Here is a 16,317-nt window from a genome sequence, read left to right on the forward strand (position 1 = left end):
GAAGGGACAGCCGCCGTCGGGCATAAAAGCTGGGCCGGCCTATTTGGCGTTGGCCGTAACCGATTCCTTGGAGTCCACCGCAGTGGAACCGGAACCGCCGGCCACAGGGGCAGGGGCGTCAGCAACGGGCGCGGCGGCCGGCTTGGGAGCCGGGGTAGCGGCAGCGACGAAGGCGCCGCGCGGGTTGTCCAGGTCCATCAGCTGCGTGGTGTCGCGGCCGGCGAAGAAGCTGATGATCCAGTTGAAGATCACCCGGAACTTGCGCTCGAACGTGGGCATGGCCATGCCGTGGTAGCCGCGGTGCGCGAGCCAGGCGAGTCCGCCCTTGAGGCCGATGCTGCCCACCAGGTTGATGTTGGCAACGCCCTTCCACTCACCGAAGCCGGCAACAGCGCCCAGGTTCTTGTGCTTGTAGTCCTTCAGCGGCTTGTCCCAGCGCGAGGCCCAAAGGTTCTTGGCGAGGCGCTTCGCCTGGCGGAGCGCGTGCTGGGCGTTGGGGACGCAGGTACCGTCCGGGAGGCCCTTGCCGGTGAGGTCGGGAACGGCGGCGACGTCGCCGGCTGCCCAGGCGTTGTCGATGATGCCTTCATCGCCGGCAACCCGGAGGTCCGGCAGGACGCGGACGCGCCCGCGCGGCTCGAGCGGGAAGTCGGTGGACCGGACCATGGGGCTGGCCTGCACGCCGGCGGTCCATACGAGGGTGTCCGTTTCGAACTCCTGCGCGGGGGTCTTGTCCGGGAGGTTGATGAGCTTGAGGCTACCCTCAGCGTTGTCCAGGGACGTGTTGAGGAGTACCTCGATGCCGCGGCTGCGGAGGTGCTCCACAACCCATTCCGCCTGCTTGGCGGTGACTTCCGGCATGATCCGGCCCATGGCTTCAACCAGGACGAAGCGCACTTCCTCCTGCTTGATGCGTGGGTTGTTTTTGACGGCGGCCCGGGCAAGGTCCTCCATCTCTGTGATGCATTCGATGCCGGCAAACCCGCCGCCCACCACAACGAAGGTGAGGGCCTTGGCACGCGCAGCGGGGTCGGTCATGGTGGAGGCAACTTCGAGGCGCTCCAGGACCTTGTTGCGGAGGGCTACAGCTTCCTCGATGGTCTTCAGGCCGATGCCCTTGTCCGCGAGGCCCTTGATGGGGAACGTGCGGGTGATGGCACCTGCGGCCATCACAACGTCGAAGTAGGGAACCTCGAAGTGTGCGCCGCCGTCGGCGGGAGCCACCACAGCCGTGCGGTTGGCGTGGTCGATCGAGGTCACGCGGCCCTGGATCAGTTCGGTCTGCTTGAGGTGCTGGCGGTGGGAGACCACAGCGTGGCGCGCCTCGATGTTGCCGCCGGCCACCTCGGGCAGGAACGGCTGGTAGGTCATGTAGGGCAGTGGATCCACGAGGGTGACGATGCCACCGGCATTCGCGATCTTCTTCTGCAGTTTGAGTGCTACGTACAGGCCGACGTACCCGCCGCCGACGACGAGTACCCTGGGACGGTCCTGGAGCTCTGGGGTGGTTGCCATAGTTTAAGGATACAGCAGTTTGTGAAAATCTTCACTAACTGCCGGACAGGCTTCCCGCCTCAGGTTTCCGGCCGGATTCGATGCTGTCCATCACGCCGGTGTCGAGCTCATCCGCCACTGCTCCCGGCCGCCTCGCCGCCCGCCGGAGTTGAATGACGGCTGCCGCGATGATCGCCACGAACAACAGGCTGAACCCGATCACGACGGCGGCGCCGAGGGCGATGTCCCGCTGCGACGGCGGCTCGGCCGCGGGCACGGTGGCCTCCGGCAGGGTAGGCACGGCGCTGGGAATTTCCGACGTAGGCAGCGGGGCTGGGGTGGCGAGGTTGCCCCGCCGGTGAACGCGGATCCATTCCGCAATGGAGCCAAGCGGGTTGGCACTGGCCTCGGGAACGTTGCCCTTCAAAGCGGCCTCGGCATCGAGCACACCGAAGCCGTACAGGGGGTCTTTGCCGGGTGCTCCGGCGTCCTTTGCCGTTGTAACAATCCTGTTGATGACCTGCTTCGCGGACATTTCCGGCCACTTGGAGCGGATCAGCGCCGCAACGCCGGAGACAATCGGCGTCGCCCCCGAAGTGCCTGCCCATTCCGCGTAGCTGCCACCTGGCACACCGCCCAGCAGGTTTTCCGCGGGCGCCGCAACCCCGATGCTGATTCCCTGGGAGGACGCGTCAACGCTGGCTGCGCCCTTGCGGTCCAGGCCGGCGACGGTGAGGACGCCGGGAATGGTGGCAGGAGCGCCCACCTGCATGTTGCCACCCACCCGGTTTCCGGCCGCGGCCACGATCACGACGTCTTTTTGCTCCGCGTAGAGAAAGGCGGCGTCCCAGCTTTGCGGCCATTGTGGCGTGGTGCTGCCCAGGGAAATATTGATGACCTTGGCACCGTTGTCCACCGCCCAGCGGACAGCCTCGGGAATCTGGTCCTGGTCGCTTTTACCTGAGGGATTCGTTGAGCCCAGCCAGGTGGAGACCGCTAGGATCTGGGCCTCCGGGGCCACGCCTATGATTCCGTCGGGGGGAAGGGCTGCGGGGCCGGGTGTTGGACTGGCAGTGGCGTCGGCGGGCTGATGGCCCCGTCCTGCAAGCATGGTGGCCACAAGCGTGCCGTGCTCAGTCTTGGAGCCCACGCCTTTTTGGCCGTTGGGCTGCCCCGAACCGGAGGCGTCGTAGCCGCCGGCAACTGCTCCCTTAAGATCCGGATGCTGGGCGTCCACGCCGCTGTCGATGACGGCAACTTTCACGCCGGCGCCCTTGGAAACCTCCCAGGCCTTGGTGATGCCGGACTCGCCCAGCCAGTACTGCTTGTCGCGCCATTCGTCCGCGTGGGCTGCCGGGGCGGTGAAAAGACCTGTGACGAGGCAGCCGCCGGCCAGGACCAGCGCGAGCAGTGCTGCGCTGGCCCGTCCAAGCGGTTTCATCCCAGTGGTGTGTTTCTCCATGGGCCGTCAGCCGATGCTCAGGGCAATGCCGTCGAGAATGTCGTGTTCGCTGGCGGTGGCTGTTGCAACGCGCCCGCCGGTCAACCCGGCCAGCCGCTCAAGGATGCGCCGCCAGACCAAACCGCCTGCACCGATGACATCCACCCGGCCCGGATGCATGTAGGGCAGCGCGGCGCGGTCTGAACGCGTCATGGTGAGGAGATCGGTGCCGGCAGCCCTGACCGTGTCGAGGGGCAGTTCCGTACCGTGGATCGCGTTGGGCGAATATTCGGTCAGCCGAAGGGCGTGGGCAGTGATGGTGGTAATGGAGCCGGCAACGCCGACGACGGCGGTGGCGCGTTCCAGCGGAACGTCCTGTCCGGCGCGGGCGATGGCGGCGTCGACATCAGCTTCCGCGGCGGCTATCTGTTCGGGAGTGGGCGGGTCCTGGCTCAGATGCCGTTCGGTCAGGCGCACGCAGCCGATATCCACTGATTTTGCTGCTGTCACGCCGGCTGCCGTGCCCAGGACGAATTCGGTACTTCCGCCGCCGAGGTCAACTACCAGTACCTCCTGGCCGTCCAAAATGGGCAGGACGCTGCTCGCGCCGGCGAAAGACAGCGCGGCTTCCTCGTCGCCGGAGATGACCTCAGGTTCCACGCCCAGGAGCTTCCGGATGCCGTCCACGAAGACATCCCTGTTCCGCGCGTCACGGCTGGCAGAGGTGGCAACGAAACGTACCTTGCCGGCACCGTGCTCCTGGATCAGGCGTGCGTAGTCAGCAGTCGCCGCGAAGGTGCGCTCCAGCGCCTCGGGAGCCAGTTCGCCGGTGGCATCCACTCCTTGCCCCAGCCGCACAACACGCATCTCGCGCACCACGTCCCTGAGGCTGGTGGTCCCGTTGCTGCGTTCGATATCGGCGATGAGGAGGCGGATGGAGTTGGTGCCGCAGTCAATGGCGGCGACGCGGGTCATTGCCCGGCCTCTGCAGTGCCGGAGGCCTTCCGAACGGGCGCGGGACGGCCAACGATGTCCGGCAGCCCCTGCGGCCCGTGGCGGCTGAGGTCCCGGGACGGAGCTTCACCCTCGGTGTCCCATGCGCCTTGGCAGTAACACGCGTCTGCGGTCCACCACTCACTGATGGCGGAGATGGCCTGGTCCCCCAGCGGATTGACTCCCGGACCGGCCGCGAGTGAGTGCCCTACCAGGACGTGCAGGCATTTGACGCGGGTGGGCATGCCGCCGGCGGAGATCCCATCGATTTCGGGGACGGCTCCGATGCCGGACCGTTCACCAATGTCCGAGCGTGCCTTTAGGTACGCATTGTGCGCGGAGCGGTAGGCGGCGGCCAGTACGTCGTCGTTGGACAGTTGCTCGTTCATCACGTTCATAACGCCCGCAGCTTCGAGCCGGGAAACCGCAGAGGTAATGACCGGATGCGTCAGGTAGAAGGTGGTGGGGAACGGGGTTCCGTTGCCGAGGCGGGGAGCGGTGGCGGCAACCAGGGGGTTGCCGCAGACGCAGCGTGCAGGAATCTCCACCACATCACGGACCGGCCGTCCCAGCTGGCGGCTCAGTACTTCCAGGTCTCGCGGTGATGGTTGGCGGGAGTCGTCCCGGGCGGCTGCCGTGTTGGGTTCCACTGTCGCGGGCCGTCCTTCCTTTTACGGTTCAGTCTGTGGCCGCGCGCGTGATGGACTCCCACAGGGAATCCACCCACGGCAGATCGGCGGGGTCTTGTGCTGCTGCGCCGGTTTGGCTACTGCTCTCTCCGGCCGGCAAATCGCTGCCGAAGACCCAGTAGCCGGTTTCGCCCGGCATAACCATGTTAATGCGGTCGCGGGCCTGCTGTTTCACGTAGTTGGGATCCTGCCAGCGGGAAACCTGCTGCCGGAGGCTGTCCCCTTCCGCCTCGCGGGCGGCAATGTCAGCGTTCAGGGCCGCTATCTCTGCCCTTTTGTCGAAAAAAATCTTCACCGTGGGGGCCAGCATGATGGTGATGGCAATCATGACCACCGCCAGCGCGAGCATCCGTCCCGAAAACGCCTTGGCCGGGACGGGCTGCTGGTCTTCGGGGGTTCCGGCGCAGGCCGGGGAGGCACCTTGGGAACTGCTCCCCTTTCCTGCACCGGCAGGCGAGGTGGCGCCGTGCGACCCAGGGACGTTCCTGGAGCCGGGCGAGTGGGCACCCGCTGCGTTGGCCGCCGCCGGCGCGGCAGCTTTCCGGCCCGCCCCGTTGGTGCCGGGCTTTTCCTTGCCCGAGCCGAAATCCGCCCTGATGACAGCGGCGTCCCCGTCCGTTTCCTGGCTTGACCGCGTTGTGTCCGAACGGGAAGAGGCGACCTTTGGAACTTTGGGACGGCGGGTAGCCATGACACTCCTGAAACACGCAGCCTGCCTGGGCCGCCACTAGCTGGGCTGGAACTATATTGCCGAAACAACAACGGTGGCTATGGTCTTTCAACCATAGCCACCGCCTCGCCGTTTATGCGGCTACTAGCCCTTGAAACGCGGGAACGCGCTGCGGCCTGCGTAGCGTGCCGCATCGTCGAGTTCCTCTTCGATGCGCAGCAGCTGGTTGTACTTGGCAACGCGCTCGGAGCGGGCCGGTGCGCCGGTCTTGATCTGGCCGGCGTTGGTAGCCACCGAGATGTCGGCGATGGTGGTGTCCTCGGTTTCGCCGGAGCGGTGCGAGGTGATGGTGGTGTAGCCGGCACGCTGGGCCAGGCTCACGGCGTCAAGCGTCTCGGTGAGGGAACCGATCTGGTTGACCTTGACCAGCAGCGAGTTGGCGGTCTTGGTGTCAATGCCACGCTGCAGGATGGCGGGGTTGGTGACGAAGAGGTCATCGCCAACCAGCTGCACCTTGTCGCCGATGGAGTCGGTAAGGGTCTTCCAGCCGTCCCAGTCGTTTTCGTCCAGCGGGTCTTCAATGGAGACCAGCGGGTAGTCAGCGACGAGTTCGGTGTAATACGCGCTCATCTCGGCTGAGGTCAGCGACTTGCCTTCGAACTGGTAAGCACCGTCGGTGAAGAACTCGGAGGAGGCAACGTCCAGGGCCAGCGCGATGTCCTTGCCCGGGGTGTAGCCGGCGTTCTTGATGGCTTCCTGGATCAGGTCCAATGCTGCACGGTTGGACGGCAAATTCGGGGCGAAGCCGCCTTCGTCGCCGAGGCCGGTTGCGAGGCCCTTTTCCTTCAGCACGGACTTCAGGGCGTGGTAAACCTCGACGCCCCAGCGCAGGCCCTCGGAGAAGGTCTCGGCACCCAGCGGGACAACCATGAATTCCTGGATGTCGACGTCGGAATCAGCGTGCGAGCCGCCGTTGAGGATGTTCATCAGCGGAACCGGCAGGACGTGGGCGTTCGGGCCGCCCAGGTACTTGTACAGGGGCAGGTCTGCCGAGGCGGCAGCCGCGTTCGCAACGGCCAGCGAAACGCCCAGGATGGCGTTGGCGCCCAGCTTGCCCTTGTTCGGCGTACCGTCCAGGTCCAGCATGGCCTGGTCGATGCTGCGCTGGTCCGTGGCATCGAAGCCGGTCAGGGCCGGGGCGATCTGGTCGATGATGGCGTCAACAGCCTTCTGGACACCCTTGCCGAGGTAACGGCCCTTGTCGCCGTCACGCAGTTCAACGGCTTCGTGCTCGCCGGTGGAAGCGCCGGAGGGAACTGCAGCGCGGCCGATCTGGCCGTCGGAGAGCAGTACTTCAACTTCTACGGTCGGGTTGCCGCGGGAATCGAGGATCTCGCGGGCGTGGATGGCATCGATAAGCGCCATGAATTTGCTCCTTATGGGCGATTAACGGGGGGATCTTGCAGAAAGACTCGACGTACTCGTCACGGACCAGCGTAGTCGAGAGTGGTCCGGGTTACGGAAACCTATCCAGCCCCCGGACGTCATGATGGTGCGGTTATCTCTGGTGGTACTGCTCGGGGACACGGTGCTGGTAGGCACGGACCGCGCCGCGCAGGGCACGCTCGGCGTCGAGCCCGCTGGCCTGGGCGGATTGCACGACGGCGAGCAGCAGCCCGCCGAGTTCTTCTTCCGACCTGAAGGGGCCAACGTTTGCCGGTGGTTGACGTGGCTCAAACCCCGCCCTGGCCGCCCGGTCAAGGGATTTCTGGGCCCGGGCCAGCGCCGGGAGGGCCAGGGGGATCCCTTCAAACGGATCCCGCCGCTCCGGCCGCTCGGCGCGCTTGACGGCGTCCCACTTCTGGATGATTTCATCAATGGTGGCCGGAAAGCTGTCCTGCAGGGAGCCGTCCGGGCGGAACACATGGGGGTTCCGGCGGACCATCTTGGCACTGAGCCCGCGTGCGACGTCGTCGAACGTGAAGGCGCCGCGCTCCTCGGCAAGCCGGGCGTGCAGCACCACCTGGAGCAGGACGTCGCCCAGCTCGCCCCGGAGTTCGGCGTCGGCTGCTTCAGCCGTAGTGCCGCCAGCGGTTCCGGCCTCGATCGTTTCGGCAACCTCAAAGGCCTCTTCGAGGAGGTACTCCACCAGCGACGCGTGGGTGAGGGCCCCCATCCAGGGGCAGTGCTCGCGCAGGGAAGCGACTATCCCCAGCAGCTCCCCCACCGGGGAGCTGCCGGCCTCCGGCTCGTTAGCCAAGGTTCGCGTAGGCGTCGTTGATGTACTCCACCAGGGCTTCCTTCTCCTCCAGCGGCAGGAAGGATGCCTCGGCGGCGTTCAGGGTCAGCTCCAGCAGGTCATCGAGATCGTAGTCGAAGGTTTCCACCAGGAGGTCGAACTCGTCCGTCAGCGTGACACCGCTCATCAAACGGTTGTCGGTGTTGATGGTGACGTTGAAGCCGAGCTGGTACAACATGTCCAGCGGGTGGCTTTCGATGCCGTCGCCAAACCCGGCAATCGCACCGGTCTGGAGATTTGAGGATGGGCAGATTTCCAGGGCAATGCCGCGGTCGCGGACCCAGCTGGAGAGGTCGCCGAGCGTCACCAGTCCGATGGTGTCCTCGGTCTCGTCATCGTCGTCGAACTCCACCATGATGTCCTCGGCGATCCTGACGCCGTGTCCCAGCCGGAGCGCCCGGCCGTCCACCAGGGCTGACTGGATGCTCTCCAGGCCGGCTGCCTCGCCCGCGTGCACGGTTGCCGGGAAGTTGTTCTGGGCCAGGTAGGTGAAGGCCTCCCTGAAGCGCGAGGGCAGGAATCCGTCTTCGGCTCCGGCGATGTCGAATCCTACGGCGCCCTTGTTGCGGTGGCGGACGGCCAGTTCGGCGATCTCCTGGCCGCGGTCGGCGTGGCGCATGGCCGTGATGAGCTGGCCCACCTGGATTTCGCGTCCGGTCTCCCCTACGGCTTCGACGCCGGCCTCGAGGCCCTCCTGCACTGCCTCCACGGCTTCGTCCAGGGTGAGGCCCTTCTGCAGGTGCTGCTCGGGCGCCCACCGTACTTCGCCGTACACCACGCCGTCGTCAGCCAGGTCCTCGACGAATTCCTTCGCGACGCGGAAGAGGCCTTCGGCGGTCTGCATCACGGCGACAGTGTGGTCGAACGTCTCAAGGTAGCGGACCAGGGAGCCGGAGTCCGCGGACTCGCGGAACCATTGGCCCAGCGCCACCGGATCGGTGGACGGAAGGGTGTGGCCAACTGCCTCGGCCAGTTCGATGATGGTGGCCGGACGGAGTCCTCCGTCCAGGTGGTCGTGAAGTGAAACCTTTGGGAGGTTCTTCAGGTCAAAATCGATGGCAGGGGCAGCGTCAACAATAGGCTCAGTCACGTTCCCACCTTAGGGTGGGCAGGAGTTCAATGCCAGCGGCTAGGTGGCGGCGGGCTTGCCGTCCGCGGCAGCGGGGGCCAGGACGGCGTTGCCGCCGGTTTGGCTGTCCCGTGCGCCGTCCGGGCCGCCGTCGAGCCACTCATCCACTTCCTGGGCGTCGTTGCGGGCAAGGTGCTTGTGCCACCACCGGAGCAGGTGGTCGATGAGGATGCCGAGCACAATCGCGAACACCACCGCTATGCCCGCGCTGAGCAAAGGGTTGTGGTGCAGCCACGGGAAGGAACTGGCCAGCAGTCCGATGCCGATGGAATACCCCACCCACGTGATGCAGGCGAAGGCGTCCAGCAGGAAGAACCGGCGGTGGGCGAAGCCGGTGCTTCCAGCCACGTAGTTCACCGCCACCCGGCCCCAGGGGATGTAGCGGGCAGTGAAGATCAGCACCGCTCCGCGCTTCTCAAGTTCATAGCGGGCCCAGCCGAAAGCCTTCTGGACCTTGGGCCGGCGCATCCATTTCCACCGGTTCAGGCCAATCCGGCGCCCGAGCATAAAAGCCATGTTGTCCCCGGCGATGGCACCGATCAGGGCGGTGATGCCCAGGATCCAGAGATTGGGTTCCCCACCGTGCCGGGAGAACGCTGCAAGGGCCACGATGAGGGTTTCGCTGGGGACCACCATGGCGAAGCCGTCCACAAAGAAGAACAGCAGCAGTACCGGGTAGATCCACCACTGACCCGCTGCATGGAGCACGGCCTCATTAATAAACTCCACGCGGTCTTGCTCCTATGCAAAATGGCACCAGCCAAAAGTGACGCAGCCAAAGCGGAAATCGTTCCTAAGTGTCCCACGGCCGCGGCGCAACACGCTACGCCCCTGCCTGCCCGAACAACGGTTGAACTACGCTTCCGGTTCCTTCATTCGTTCCACCATGGGCGCCTTTCGCCGGACCCTGTTGATGACGAGGTCCACCACGATCCCGAGCGCCACCGCACAGATGATGGCGATGACCGCGCCCAGGAGGTGGTTGTCTTCAAACCACTGGCCAAAGAACAGCCCGATTCCCACCGAGTAGGCCGCCCACAGGCTGGCCGAGAGGACGGTCAGCCCCACGAAACGCAGGTGCGGATAATGCGTGACCCCGGCCGTGAGGTTCACAGCTACCCGGCCGATCGGGACGAACCGCGCCACGAGGATGAGCGAGGCCGGGCGCTTGCGCAGCTCCCGGCCTGCCCACCGGAAGGCGCTTTGCATCCGCGGGCCCCGCATCCACGACCACCTGTTGGTTCCTACCCTGCGGCCGATCAGGTACGCGATGTTGTCGCCGGTAAAGGCGCCAAGGGCCGCCACCAGCATCAGGAGCCAGGGGTTGGGTACATCCGCGGTGGCAGCCACTGCGGAGAGTCCTACCACCACTGATTCACTCGGTACGGGCGGAAAGAAGCCGTCAATGATGCAGCAGGCCAAAACAAGGAACAGCACCCAGGGCTGTCCGGCTGCCGCGAGGATGAAGTCATTGATGGCCTGCATGGGTCCCTATGCTATGCGGTCAATGATCAGGCGCTGCGCCGGCCGCGATCCCTCGGGTGCGATGACTGCCGCGTTCTCCAGGGCTTCCTTGGCCCTGGCAAACCGTTCCGGAGTATCCGTGAGCAGGGTCATCAGGGGCTCTCCCGCCCGGACCACGGCACCGGGCTTGGCATGCATCCGGACGCCCGCGCCTGCCTGCACGATGTCCTCTTTCCGTGCCCGCCCTGCGCCGAGCCGCCAGGCTGCCACCCCCACAGCAAGGGCGTCGAGTTCCACCAGCACTCCATCGGCCGGGGCGTAAACTACCTCGGACTCCCGGGCCACCGGCAGCTTGGCCCGCGGGTCGCCGCCCTGCGCCTGGATCATCCGGTTCCAGACGTCCATGGCACGGCCGTCCTTCAAGGCGGCGGCGGGATCGGCGTCGTGCACTCCTGCAGCGGCGAGCATTTCCTCGGCGAGCCGGACCGTCAACTCCACCACATCGCCGGGGCCGCCGCCCGCCAGCACCTCGACGGATTCCTCCACCTCGATGGCGTTGCCGGCAGTCAGGCCCAGGGGCGTGCTCATGTTGGTGAGCAGAGCCACGGTGTTGACCCCGGCATCCTTACCAAGCGCCACCATGGTCTCCGCCAGCTCGCGGGCCTTGGCCTCATCCTTCATAAAGGCGCCGCTGCCCACCTTGACGTCCAGGACCAGCGAGCCGGTGCCCTCGGCGATCTTCTTGCTCATTATGGACGAGGCAATCAGCGGGATGGCCTCGACGGTGCCCGTAACGTCCCGGAGTGCGTAGAGCTTCTTGTCTGCCGGAGCCAGGCCTGCGCCTGCTGCGCAGATGACGGCGCCCACGTCCTGGAGCTGGGCCAGCATCTCCTCGTTGGTGAGTGAGGCCCGCCAGCCGGGGATGGCCTCCAGCTTGTCCAGCGTGCCGCCGGTGTGGCCCAGTCCCCGGCCGGAGAGCTGGGGAACGGCGACGCCGAACACGGCTACCAATGGCGCCAGCGGCAGGGTGATCTTGTCCCCCACGCCTCCGGTGGAGTGCTTGTCCGAGGTGTACTTCAGCCCGCCGTCCGGACGGCGCAGGCTGGAGAAGTCCATCCGCTCGCCGGAAGCGATCATTGCGGCCGTCCACCGGGCAATTTCGCTGCGGTTCATGCCATTGAGCAGGATGGCCATGTTCAGGGCGGCCATCTGCTCGTCCGCGATGACTCCCCGCGTGTAGGCGTCAATGGTCCAGTCGATCTGTTCCGGGCTCAGTGTGCCCTTGTCCCGCTTAATGCGGATGATATCGACGGCGTCGAACGCTTCGGCCAAGTTGATCGCTGCGGCGGTGTCTGTCATCGGGTTCCCTCCAGGTGTTCGGGACCAAAGGCGTCCGGCAGCACCTGGTCCATGGTCTTGATGCCTTGGGTGGTCATAAGCTCCATGCCGGAGGCACGGAATTCGTACAGCAGCTGGCGGCAGCGCCCGCAGGGCATAAGGATGTTGCCGGCGCCGTCCACGCAGTAGAACGCGCGGAGCAGGCCGCCGCCGGTCATGTGCAGGTTCCCCACCAGCGCGCATTCGGCGCAGAGGGTCAGGCCGTAGCTTGCGTTCTCCACGTTGCAGCCGCTGACGATCCGGCCGTCCTCGGTGAGGGCCGCCGCCCCCACCGGAAACTTGGAGTACGGCGTGTAGGCCTTTCGCATGGCTTCGACGGCGGCGGCCTCCAGTGCGGGCCAGTCCACGTGCCCTTCGCCGGCCACGCCGTCAACCCTTGACATACGGGATGCCGCTGGCAGCCGGCCCTCGTGACCTGCCCACCAGCCCGGCCACGGCCAGAACCGTCACCAGGTAGGGCAGCATGGCCATGAACTGGCTGGGCACCGGGGTGCCAATGATGGTCACGATGCTCTGCAGGTTGTCGGCGAACCCGAACAGCAGGGCGGCGAAGAAAGCACCGATCGGATTCCACCGGCCAAAGATCAGGGCAGCCAGCGCGATGAAGCCGCGGCCGCCGGAGATTTCTTTGGTGAAGCTGTCGATCGCCACCAGGGTGAAGAACGAACCGCCGATGCCGGCTACTGCCCCGCCGAGGGTGACGTTCCAGAACCGGGTGGCATTGACGTTGATGCCCAGGGTGTCAGCCGCCTGCGGATGTTCACCGACGGCGCGTACACGCAGGCCCCAACGGGTTTTGAAGAGGCCTACCCAAACCACCAGGACCGCTACGTACATCAGGTACCCCACCAACGACTGGCGGAAAAGGATGGGCCCGATGATCGGGATGCTGGACAGGACGGGAATCTCGATGATGTCCAGCCCGGGAGGCGAATTGAACTGCGCCTTGTTGGCCTGCATCACCGTGCTGAACAGGAAACCGGTAACGCCGGAGACCAGGACGTTCAGCACCACGCCCACGATGATCTGGTTCACGAGGTACTTGATGCTGAACAGGGCCAGGACCATGGAAACGACTGCCCCGGCCACGGCGGCAGCCAGCAGCCCGATGAAGGGGTTTTGCGTCATGCTGGCAACGATGGCGGCGGTGAATGCGCCGCCGAGGAGCTGGCCCTCGATGGCGATGTTGACCACGCCCACCCGCTCACACAGGACGCCGGAGAGTGAACCGAACACCAGCGGGACAGCAAGGGTGACCGACCCGGCGATGAGCCCGGCCAGTGAGATGCTCGGGGTACGCGCACCGCCCACCACCCAGATGAGGAAAGCGGCCACGAACAGGACAATGAAGGTAACTGACAGCCATCCCGGGGCCGGCCGGTCCTGGGTTTTGAGGTACACCGCATAGGCTGCGAGGCCCAACAGGAGGACGGACAACACGATACCCGCGGCGAATGCGTTCACCTCCAGGGCAGGCAGCTGGAAAAAGTCCTCGCCGGTGGAGATCCCGAAACTGGCGGTCTGGTTGGGTGCCATCAGACCGAAGAAGACCAGGGCGATGAGTCCGAAGGCCGTGAGCAGGACCGGCGTGCGCCAGGTCACCGGCTTCGCTGAGACGGCTGCCGTGCCGGTGCCTGCCAGGGTGTTACCCGGCTGCGGCTTTCCGGAGAGGGGCGACGATACTTTTGTGCTCATGCTGCACCTCCGGTTGTGGCTGCCTGGCGGGACTTGGCCGCGCGGGCAGGCTTCTTGCGGCGGGGGTTCAGGCCGAAGACGGCCCGCACCAGCGGCGGAGCCGCAATGAAGAGGACGATCAGGGACTGGACCACCAACACGATATCGATGGGAGTTCCGGTCTGGATCTGCATCTGGACGGCCCCGGCGCGGAAGGCACCGAACAGAAGGCCGGCAGCGAAGGTACCCCAAGGCGTCGAACGTCCCAGCAGGGCGACGGTGATCGCGTCGAATCCATAGGTGGCAGCCACGCCGTCGGTGAGGACTTTCTCCGTGCCCGCCACCTGGGCGACGCCGGACATGCCTGCGAGTCCGCCGGCAATGGCCATGACCAGGATGGTGGAGCGGGAAACGTTGATGCCCGCGGTCTGTGCTGCCCTTGGGTTGGCACCTACGGCACGGAACTCGAAGCCCACCGTGGAGCGGTTCAGGAGCCACCACACCAGCACGGTGGCTGCAATGGCCAGGAGGAAGCCCAGGTGCAGCCGGTACTGGGTGCCGAAAATCTGCGGGTAGACGGCGGTGGGATCAAGGATGGGCGAAATGGGGTTCGTCTCCCCCGGCCGCTGGAACGCCGGCGTGTTCAACAGGTAGCGCAGGAAGTACAGCGCGATGTAGTTGAACATGATGGTCAGGATGACTTCGTGGGCCCCCGTCCGGGCCTTAAGCAGCCCCACGAGTCCGCCCCAGAAAGCGCCGCCGATGATGCCGGCCACCAGGACCAGCAGCAGGTGCAGCCCCAGCGGCAGGTGCAGCGCGAAGCCAACCCAGGCGGCAAGGATGCCGGCCACAATGATCTGTCCCTGTGCACCGATGTTGAAGAGTCCGGCGCGGAATGCCAATGCTACGCCGAGGCCGGCCGTAATCAGCGGCGTGGCAATGGTGAGCGTCTCCATGAACGGTGCGAACTGGGCCGCGACGCTGTTGCCCCGGGGGTTGAAGACCGAACCCTGGAACAGCGCCACGTAAGAGCGCGTTGCGGCGTTCCACACTGCTGACAGGAAATCAGAGGGACGGGCAAAGAGGTAGGTGGACGTGGTGGCTACCTGTTTGTCGGTGCTGGCAATCAGGAGTCCGCCGATGACGAGTGCAAGCAGCACTGCCAGGACGGAGACCATGCCGCTCCCGGTGAAGATCTTGCGGAGCAGCGTGTCCGGGCCGCCCGGAAGCTGCCCGCTTTGCGCAGTGGCCGGAACGGCGGAGGGTTCCATGGCCCCGCCGGCAGTATCAACGGATACGACGGCGGCCGTCTCCTCCGCAGCGGGCGTTGCCTCGTGCGCTTTGCCGCTGTGTTCGCCGGCCGCGTGCTTGGGGGGATGCCTGTCAGACATGGTCGCCTCCTTCGGCGTCGGAAGTGGAGGCCGTGGCAGCAGAGGGCGCCTGCCCCGTGGGATGGGCGTGTTCCTCGGGCGGAATACCCGCCATCATGAGGCCCAGGACGTCGCGGCTGGTGCCGGCCGGAACGATGCCCACCAGCTTGCCTTTGTAGAGCACCGCGATCCGGTCGGCCAGTTCCATGACCTCGTCCAGCTCGGTGGAAATGATCATCACGGGAGTGCCCTGGTCCCGCTCCGCCACGATCCGGCGGTGCAGGAACTCGATGGACCCCACGTCCACGCCGCGGGTGGGCTGGGAGGCGATGAACAGCCGCAGCGGGCGGGAGAGCTCGCGCGCCATCACCACTTTCTGCTGGTTGCCGCCGGACAGCGTACCTGCCGCGGCTACGGCCGATGGCGTCCGCACGTCGAATTCGCCGATGCGGGCCTTGGCGTTCTCCAGAATTTTCGCCGGGCTCATGCTGATGCCCTTCGCGAAGGGAGGCTTGTCATAGAGATCAAGGACCAAATTCTCGGCCACGGAGAACGTGCCCACCAGCCCGTCCACCTTGCGGTCTTCCGGCACGAATCCGACGCCGGCGTGCAGGACTTCCTTGACGGACCGGTCCAGCAGTTCCTTGCCGTCCAGCGTGATGGAGCCGGAGACCCGGTCCTGGAGGCCAAGGATGGCTTCGGTGAGCTCGGTCTGGCCGTTGCCCTGCACGCCGGCTACTGCCAGGATCTCGCCGCGGGCAATGTCGAAGCTGAGTCCGTCCACCACGTGCTGGCCGTTGGGAGCGATGACTGTGAGGTCCCGGACTTCGAAGGTTTTTTCCTTCGGCTGGGCGGGTGCCTTATCCAGGTTCAGGCTGACGGCGCGCCCCACCATCATGGAGGCGAGTTCCGCAGTGGGGGCAGCAGGGTCCGCCGTGCCCACCACCTTTCCGCGCCTGATCACGGTGATGGTGTCCGAGACTTCCTTTACTTCCCGCAGCTTGTGCGAAATAAACACGATGGACGTGCCGCTGGCCTTGAGCTGGCGCATGATGTCCAGCAGTTCGTCAGTCTCCTGGGGCGTCAGGACGGCAGTGGGCTCGTCCAGGATCAGGACCTTGGCGTTGCGGACCAGTGCCTTGATGATTTCGACGCGCTGCTGGACGCCCACCGGCAGGTCCTCCACCAGGGCGTCCGGATCGACGTCGAAGCCGTATTGATCGGAGATTTCCTTGATCCGGCGGCGCGTCTCTTCCAGGTTGAGGAAGCCGGCGGCCTTGGTGGGTTCTGCGCCCAACGCCACGTTCTCGGCCACCGTAAAGACGGGGACCAGCATAAAATGCTGGTGCACCATTCCGATCCCGGCGGCCATCGCATCGCCGGGGCCGCGGAAGGACACTACTTTGTCATCAACGAGGATTTCGCCCTCGGACGGCTCGTAGAGGCCGTACAGCACGTTCATCAGGGTGGATTTTCCGGCCCCGTTTTCGCCCAGGAGACAGTGTATTTGTCCGGGCTCAACCACCACGTCGATATGGTCGTTGGCTAGCAGGGTCCCGAAGCGTTTAGTGATCCCTCTGAGTTCAAGTTTCACAACTCTGACCAATCTCGAAGCGTCCAGTGATCGACCGGACGGGATATGTGGCTGCAGCACCAGCCTAGTCGGTGCAGTCGGAGGATGAGCGGGCGGTAACCC

General features: G+C 65.6%; 15 protein-coding genes. All 15 read right to left on the reverse strand.

Going from position 1 to position 16,317, the window contains the following annotated elements; translation table 11 throughout:
- Window positions 1-39: 39 nt before the first annotated feature.
- The 15 genes from AC5RUQ_RS11565 to AC5RUQ_RS11635 all read right to left on the reverse strand — a co-directional run bounded on the left by AC5RUQ_RS11565 (window position 40) and on the right by AC5RUQ_RS11635 (window position 16,215).
- Window positions 40-1,515: an NAD(P)/FAD-dependent oxidoreductase gene (locus AC5RUQ_RS11565; RefSeq protein ID WP_493947463.1), complete on the reverse strand. Its 1,476-nt coding sequence runs from the start codon at window positions 1,513-1,515 to the stop codon at window positions 40-42.
- Window positions 1,516-1,549: 34 nt separating this feature from the next.
- Entirely contained in the window at window positions 1,550-2,935 is a 1,386-nt protein-coding gene (locus tag AC5RUQ_RS11570) for a S8 family serine peptidase (protein WP_493947464.1), read from the reverse strand.
- A gap of 27 nt (window positions 2,936-2,962) precedes the next feature.
- Window positions 2,963-3,910, reverse strand: coding sequence for a Ppx/GppA phosphatase family protein (locus tag AC5RUQ_RS11575; RefSeq protein WP_493947465.1), 948 nt, complete (start codon window positions 3,908-3,910; stop codon window positions 2,963-2,965).
- Window positions 3,907-4,578 (reverse strand): DUF501 domain-containing protein, encoded by a 672-nt coding sequence (locus tag AC5RUQ_RS11580; RefSeq protein ID WP_493947466.1) that lies wholly within the window; start codon window positions 4,576-4,578, stop codon window positions 3,907-3,909. Before AC5RUQ_RS11580 ends, AC5RUQ_RS11575 begins: the two co-directional genes overlap by 4 nt.
- Before the next feature lie 28 nt (window positions 4,579-4,606).
- Window positions 4,607-5,308 (reverse strand): FtsB family cell division protein, encoded by a 702-nt coding sequence (locus tag AC5RUQ_RS11585; protein ID WP_493947467.1) that lies wholly within the window; start codon window positions 5,306-5,308, stop codon window positions 4,607-4,609.
- Between the two features lie 123 nt (window positions 5,309-5,431).
- Window positions 5,432-6,712 (reverse strand): phosphopyruvate hydratase, encoded by a 1,281-nt coding sequence (gene eno / locus AC5RUQ_RS11590; protein WP_163164245.1) that lies wholly within the window; start codon window positions 6,710-6,712, stop codon window positions 5,432-5,434.
- Window positions 6,713-6,845: 133 nt separating this feature from the next.
- Window positions 6,846-7,463, reverse strand: coding sequence for a MazG nucleotide pyrophosphohydrolase domain-containing protein (locus AC5RUQ_RS11595; protein WP_493947702.1), 618 nt, complete (start codon window positions 7,461-7,463; stop codon window positions 6,846-6,848).
- Window positions 7,464-7,539: 76 nt separating this feature from the next.
- Window positions 7,540-8,676: an adenosine deaminase gene (locus tag AC5RUQ_RS11600; protein WP_163164244.1), complete on the reverse strand. Its 1,137-nt coding sequence runs from the start codon at window positions 8,674-8,676 to the stop codon at window positions 7,540-7,542.
- 39 nt (window positions 8,677-8,715) lie between these two features.
- Window positions 8,716-9,444: a DedA family protein gene (locus AC5RUQ_RS11605; protein ID WP_493947468.1), complete on the reverse strand. Its 729-nt coding sequence runs from the start codon at window positions 9,442-9,444 to the stop codon at window positions 8,716-8,718.
- Between the two features lie 126 nt (window positions 9,445-9,570).
- Complete coding sequence (locus tag AC5RUQ_RS11610; protein WP_163164242.1) at window positions 9,571-10,200, reverse strand: DedA family protein; 630 nt, start codon at window positions 10,198-10,200, stop codon at window positions 9,571-9,573.
- Window positions 10,201-10,206: 6 nt separating this feature from the next.
- Window positions 10,207-11,538 (reverse strand): thymidine phosphorylase, encoded by a 1,332-nt coding sequence (locus AC5RUQ_RS11615; protein ID WP_493947469.1) that lies wholly within the window; start codon window positions 11,536-11,538, stop codon window positions 10,207-10,209.
- Window positions 11,535-11,960 carry a cytidine deaminase gene (locus AC5RUQ_RS11620; protein ID WP_493947470.1) on the reverse strand — a complete coding sequence of 142 codons (426 nt, stop codon included), beginning with the start codon at window positions 11,958-11,960 and terminating at the stop codon, window positions 11,535-11,537. The genes AC5RUQ_RS11615 and AC5RUQ_RS11620 overlap by 4 nt, the downstream gene beginning before the upstream one ends.
- On the reverse strand, window positions 11,947-13,272 hold the full coding sequence (locus AC5RUQ_RS11625; RefSeq protein ID WP_493947471.1) for an ABC transporter permease: 1,326 nt from the start codon (window positions 13,270-13,272) through the stop codon (window positions 11,947-11,949). Before AC5RUQ_RS11625 ends, AC5RUQ_RS11620 begins: the two co-directional genes overlap by 14 nt.
- Window positions 13,269-14,642: an ABC transporter permease gene (locus tag AC5RUQ_RS11630; protein WP_493947472.1), complete on the reverse strand. Its 1,374-nt coding sequence runs from the start codon at window positions 14,640-14,642 to the stop codon at window positions 13,269-13,271. Before AC5RUQ_RS11630 ends, AC5RUQ_RS11625 begins: the two co-directional genes overlap by 4 nt.
- The gene (locus AC5RUQ_RS11635) at window positions 14,635-16,215 is read right to left on the reverse strand and encodes an ABC transporter ATP-binding protein (protein ID WP_493947473.1); all 1,581 of its coding nucleotides are present in this window, start codon (window positions 16,213-16,215) and stop codon (window positions 14,635-14,637) included. The genes AC5RUQ_RS11630 and AC5RUQ_RS11635 overlap by 8 nt, the downstream gene beginning before the upstream one ends.
- Window positions 16,216-16,317: the final 102 nt, after the last annotated feature.

It is taken from the genome of Arthrobacter sp. MDT2-3 (assembly GCF_059090465.1).

Excerpts from the sequence above, each read along its gene's own strand:
- AC5RUQ_RS11565 (WP_493947463.1), bottom strand. The coding sequence starts at position 1,515 with ATGGCAACCACCCCAGAGCTCCAGGACCGTCCCAGGGTACTCGTCGTC.
- AC5RUQ_RS11570 (WP_493947464.1), bottom strand. The coding sequence starts at position 2,935 with ATGAAACCGCTTGGACGGGCCAGCGCAGCACTGCTCGCGCTGGTCCTG.
- AC5RUQ_RS11575 (WP_493947465.1), bottom strand. The coding sequence starts at position 3,910 with ATGACCCGCGTCGCCGCCATTGACTGCGGCACCAACTCCATCCGCCTC.
- AC5RUQ_RS11585 (WP_493947467.1), bottom strand. The coding sequence starts at position 5,308 with ATGGCTACCCGCCGTCCCAAAGTTCCAAAGGTCGCCTCTTCCCGTTCG.
- eno (WP_163164245.1), bottom strand. The coding sequence starts at position 6,712 with ATGGCGCTTATCGATGCCATCCACGCCCGCGAGATCCTCGATTCCCGC.
- AC5RUQ_RS11595 (WP_493947702.1), bottom strand. The coding sequence starts at position 7,463 with ATGGGGGCCCTCACCCACGCGTCGCTGGTGGAGTACCTCCTCGAAGAG.
- AC5RUQ_RS11610 (WP_163164242.1), bottom strand. The coding sequence starts at position 10,200 with ATGCAGGCCATCAATGACTTCATCCTCGCGGCAGCCGGACAGCCCTGG.
- AC5RUQ_RS11615 (WP_493947469.1), bottom strand. The coding sequence starts at position 11,538 with ATGACAGACACCGCCGCAGCGATCAACTTGGCCGAAGCGTTCGACGCC.
- AC5RUQ_RS11620 (WP_493947470.1), bottom strand. The coding sequence starts at position 11,960 with ATGTCAAGGGTTGACGGCGTGGCCGGCGAAGGGCACGTGGACTGGCCC.
- AC5RUQ_RS11625 (WP_493947471.1), bottom strand. The coding sequence starts at position 13,272 with ATGAGCACAAAAGTATCGTCGCCCCTCTCCGGAAAGCCGCAGCCGGGT.
- AC5RUQ_RS11630 (WP_493947472.1), bottom strand. The coding sequence starts at position 14,642 with ATGTCTGACAGGCATCCCCCCAAGCACGCGGCCGGCGAACACAGCGGC.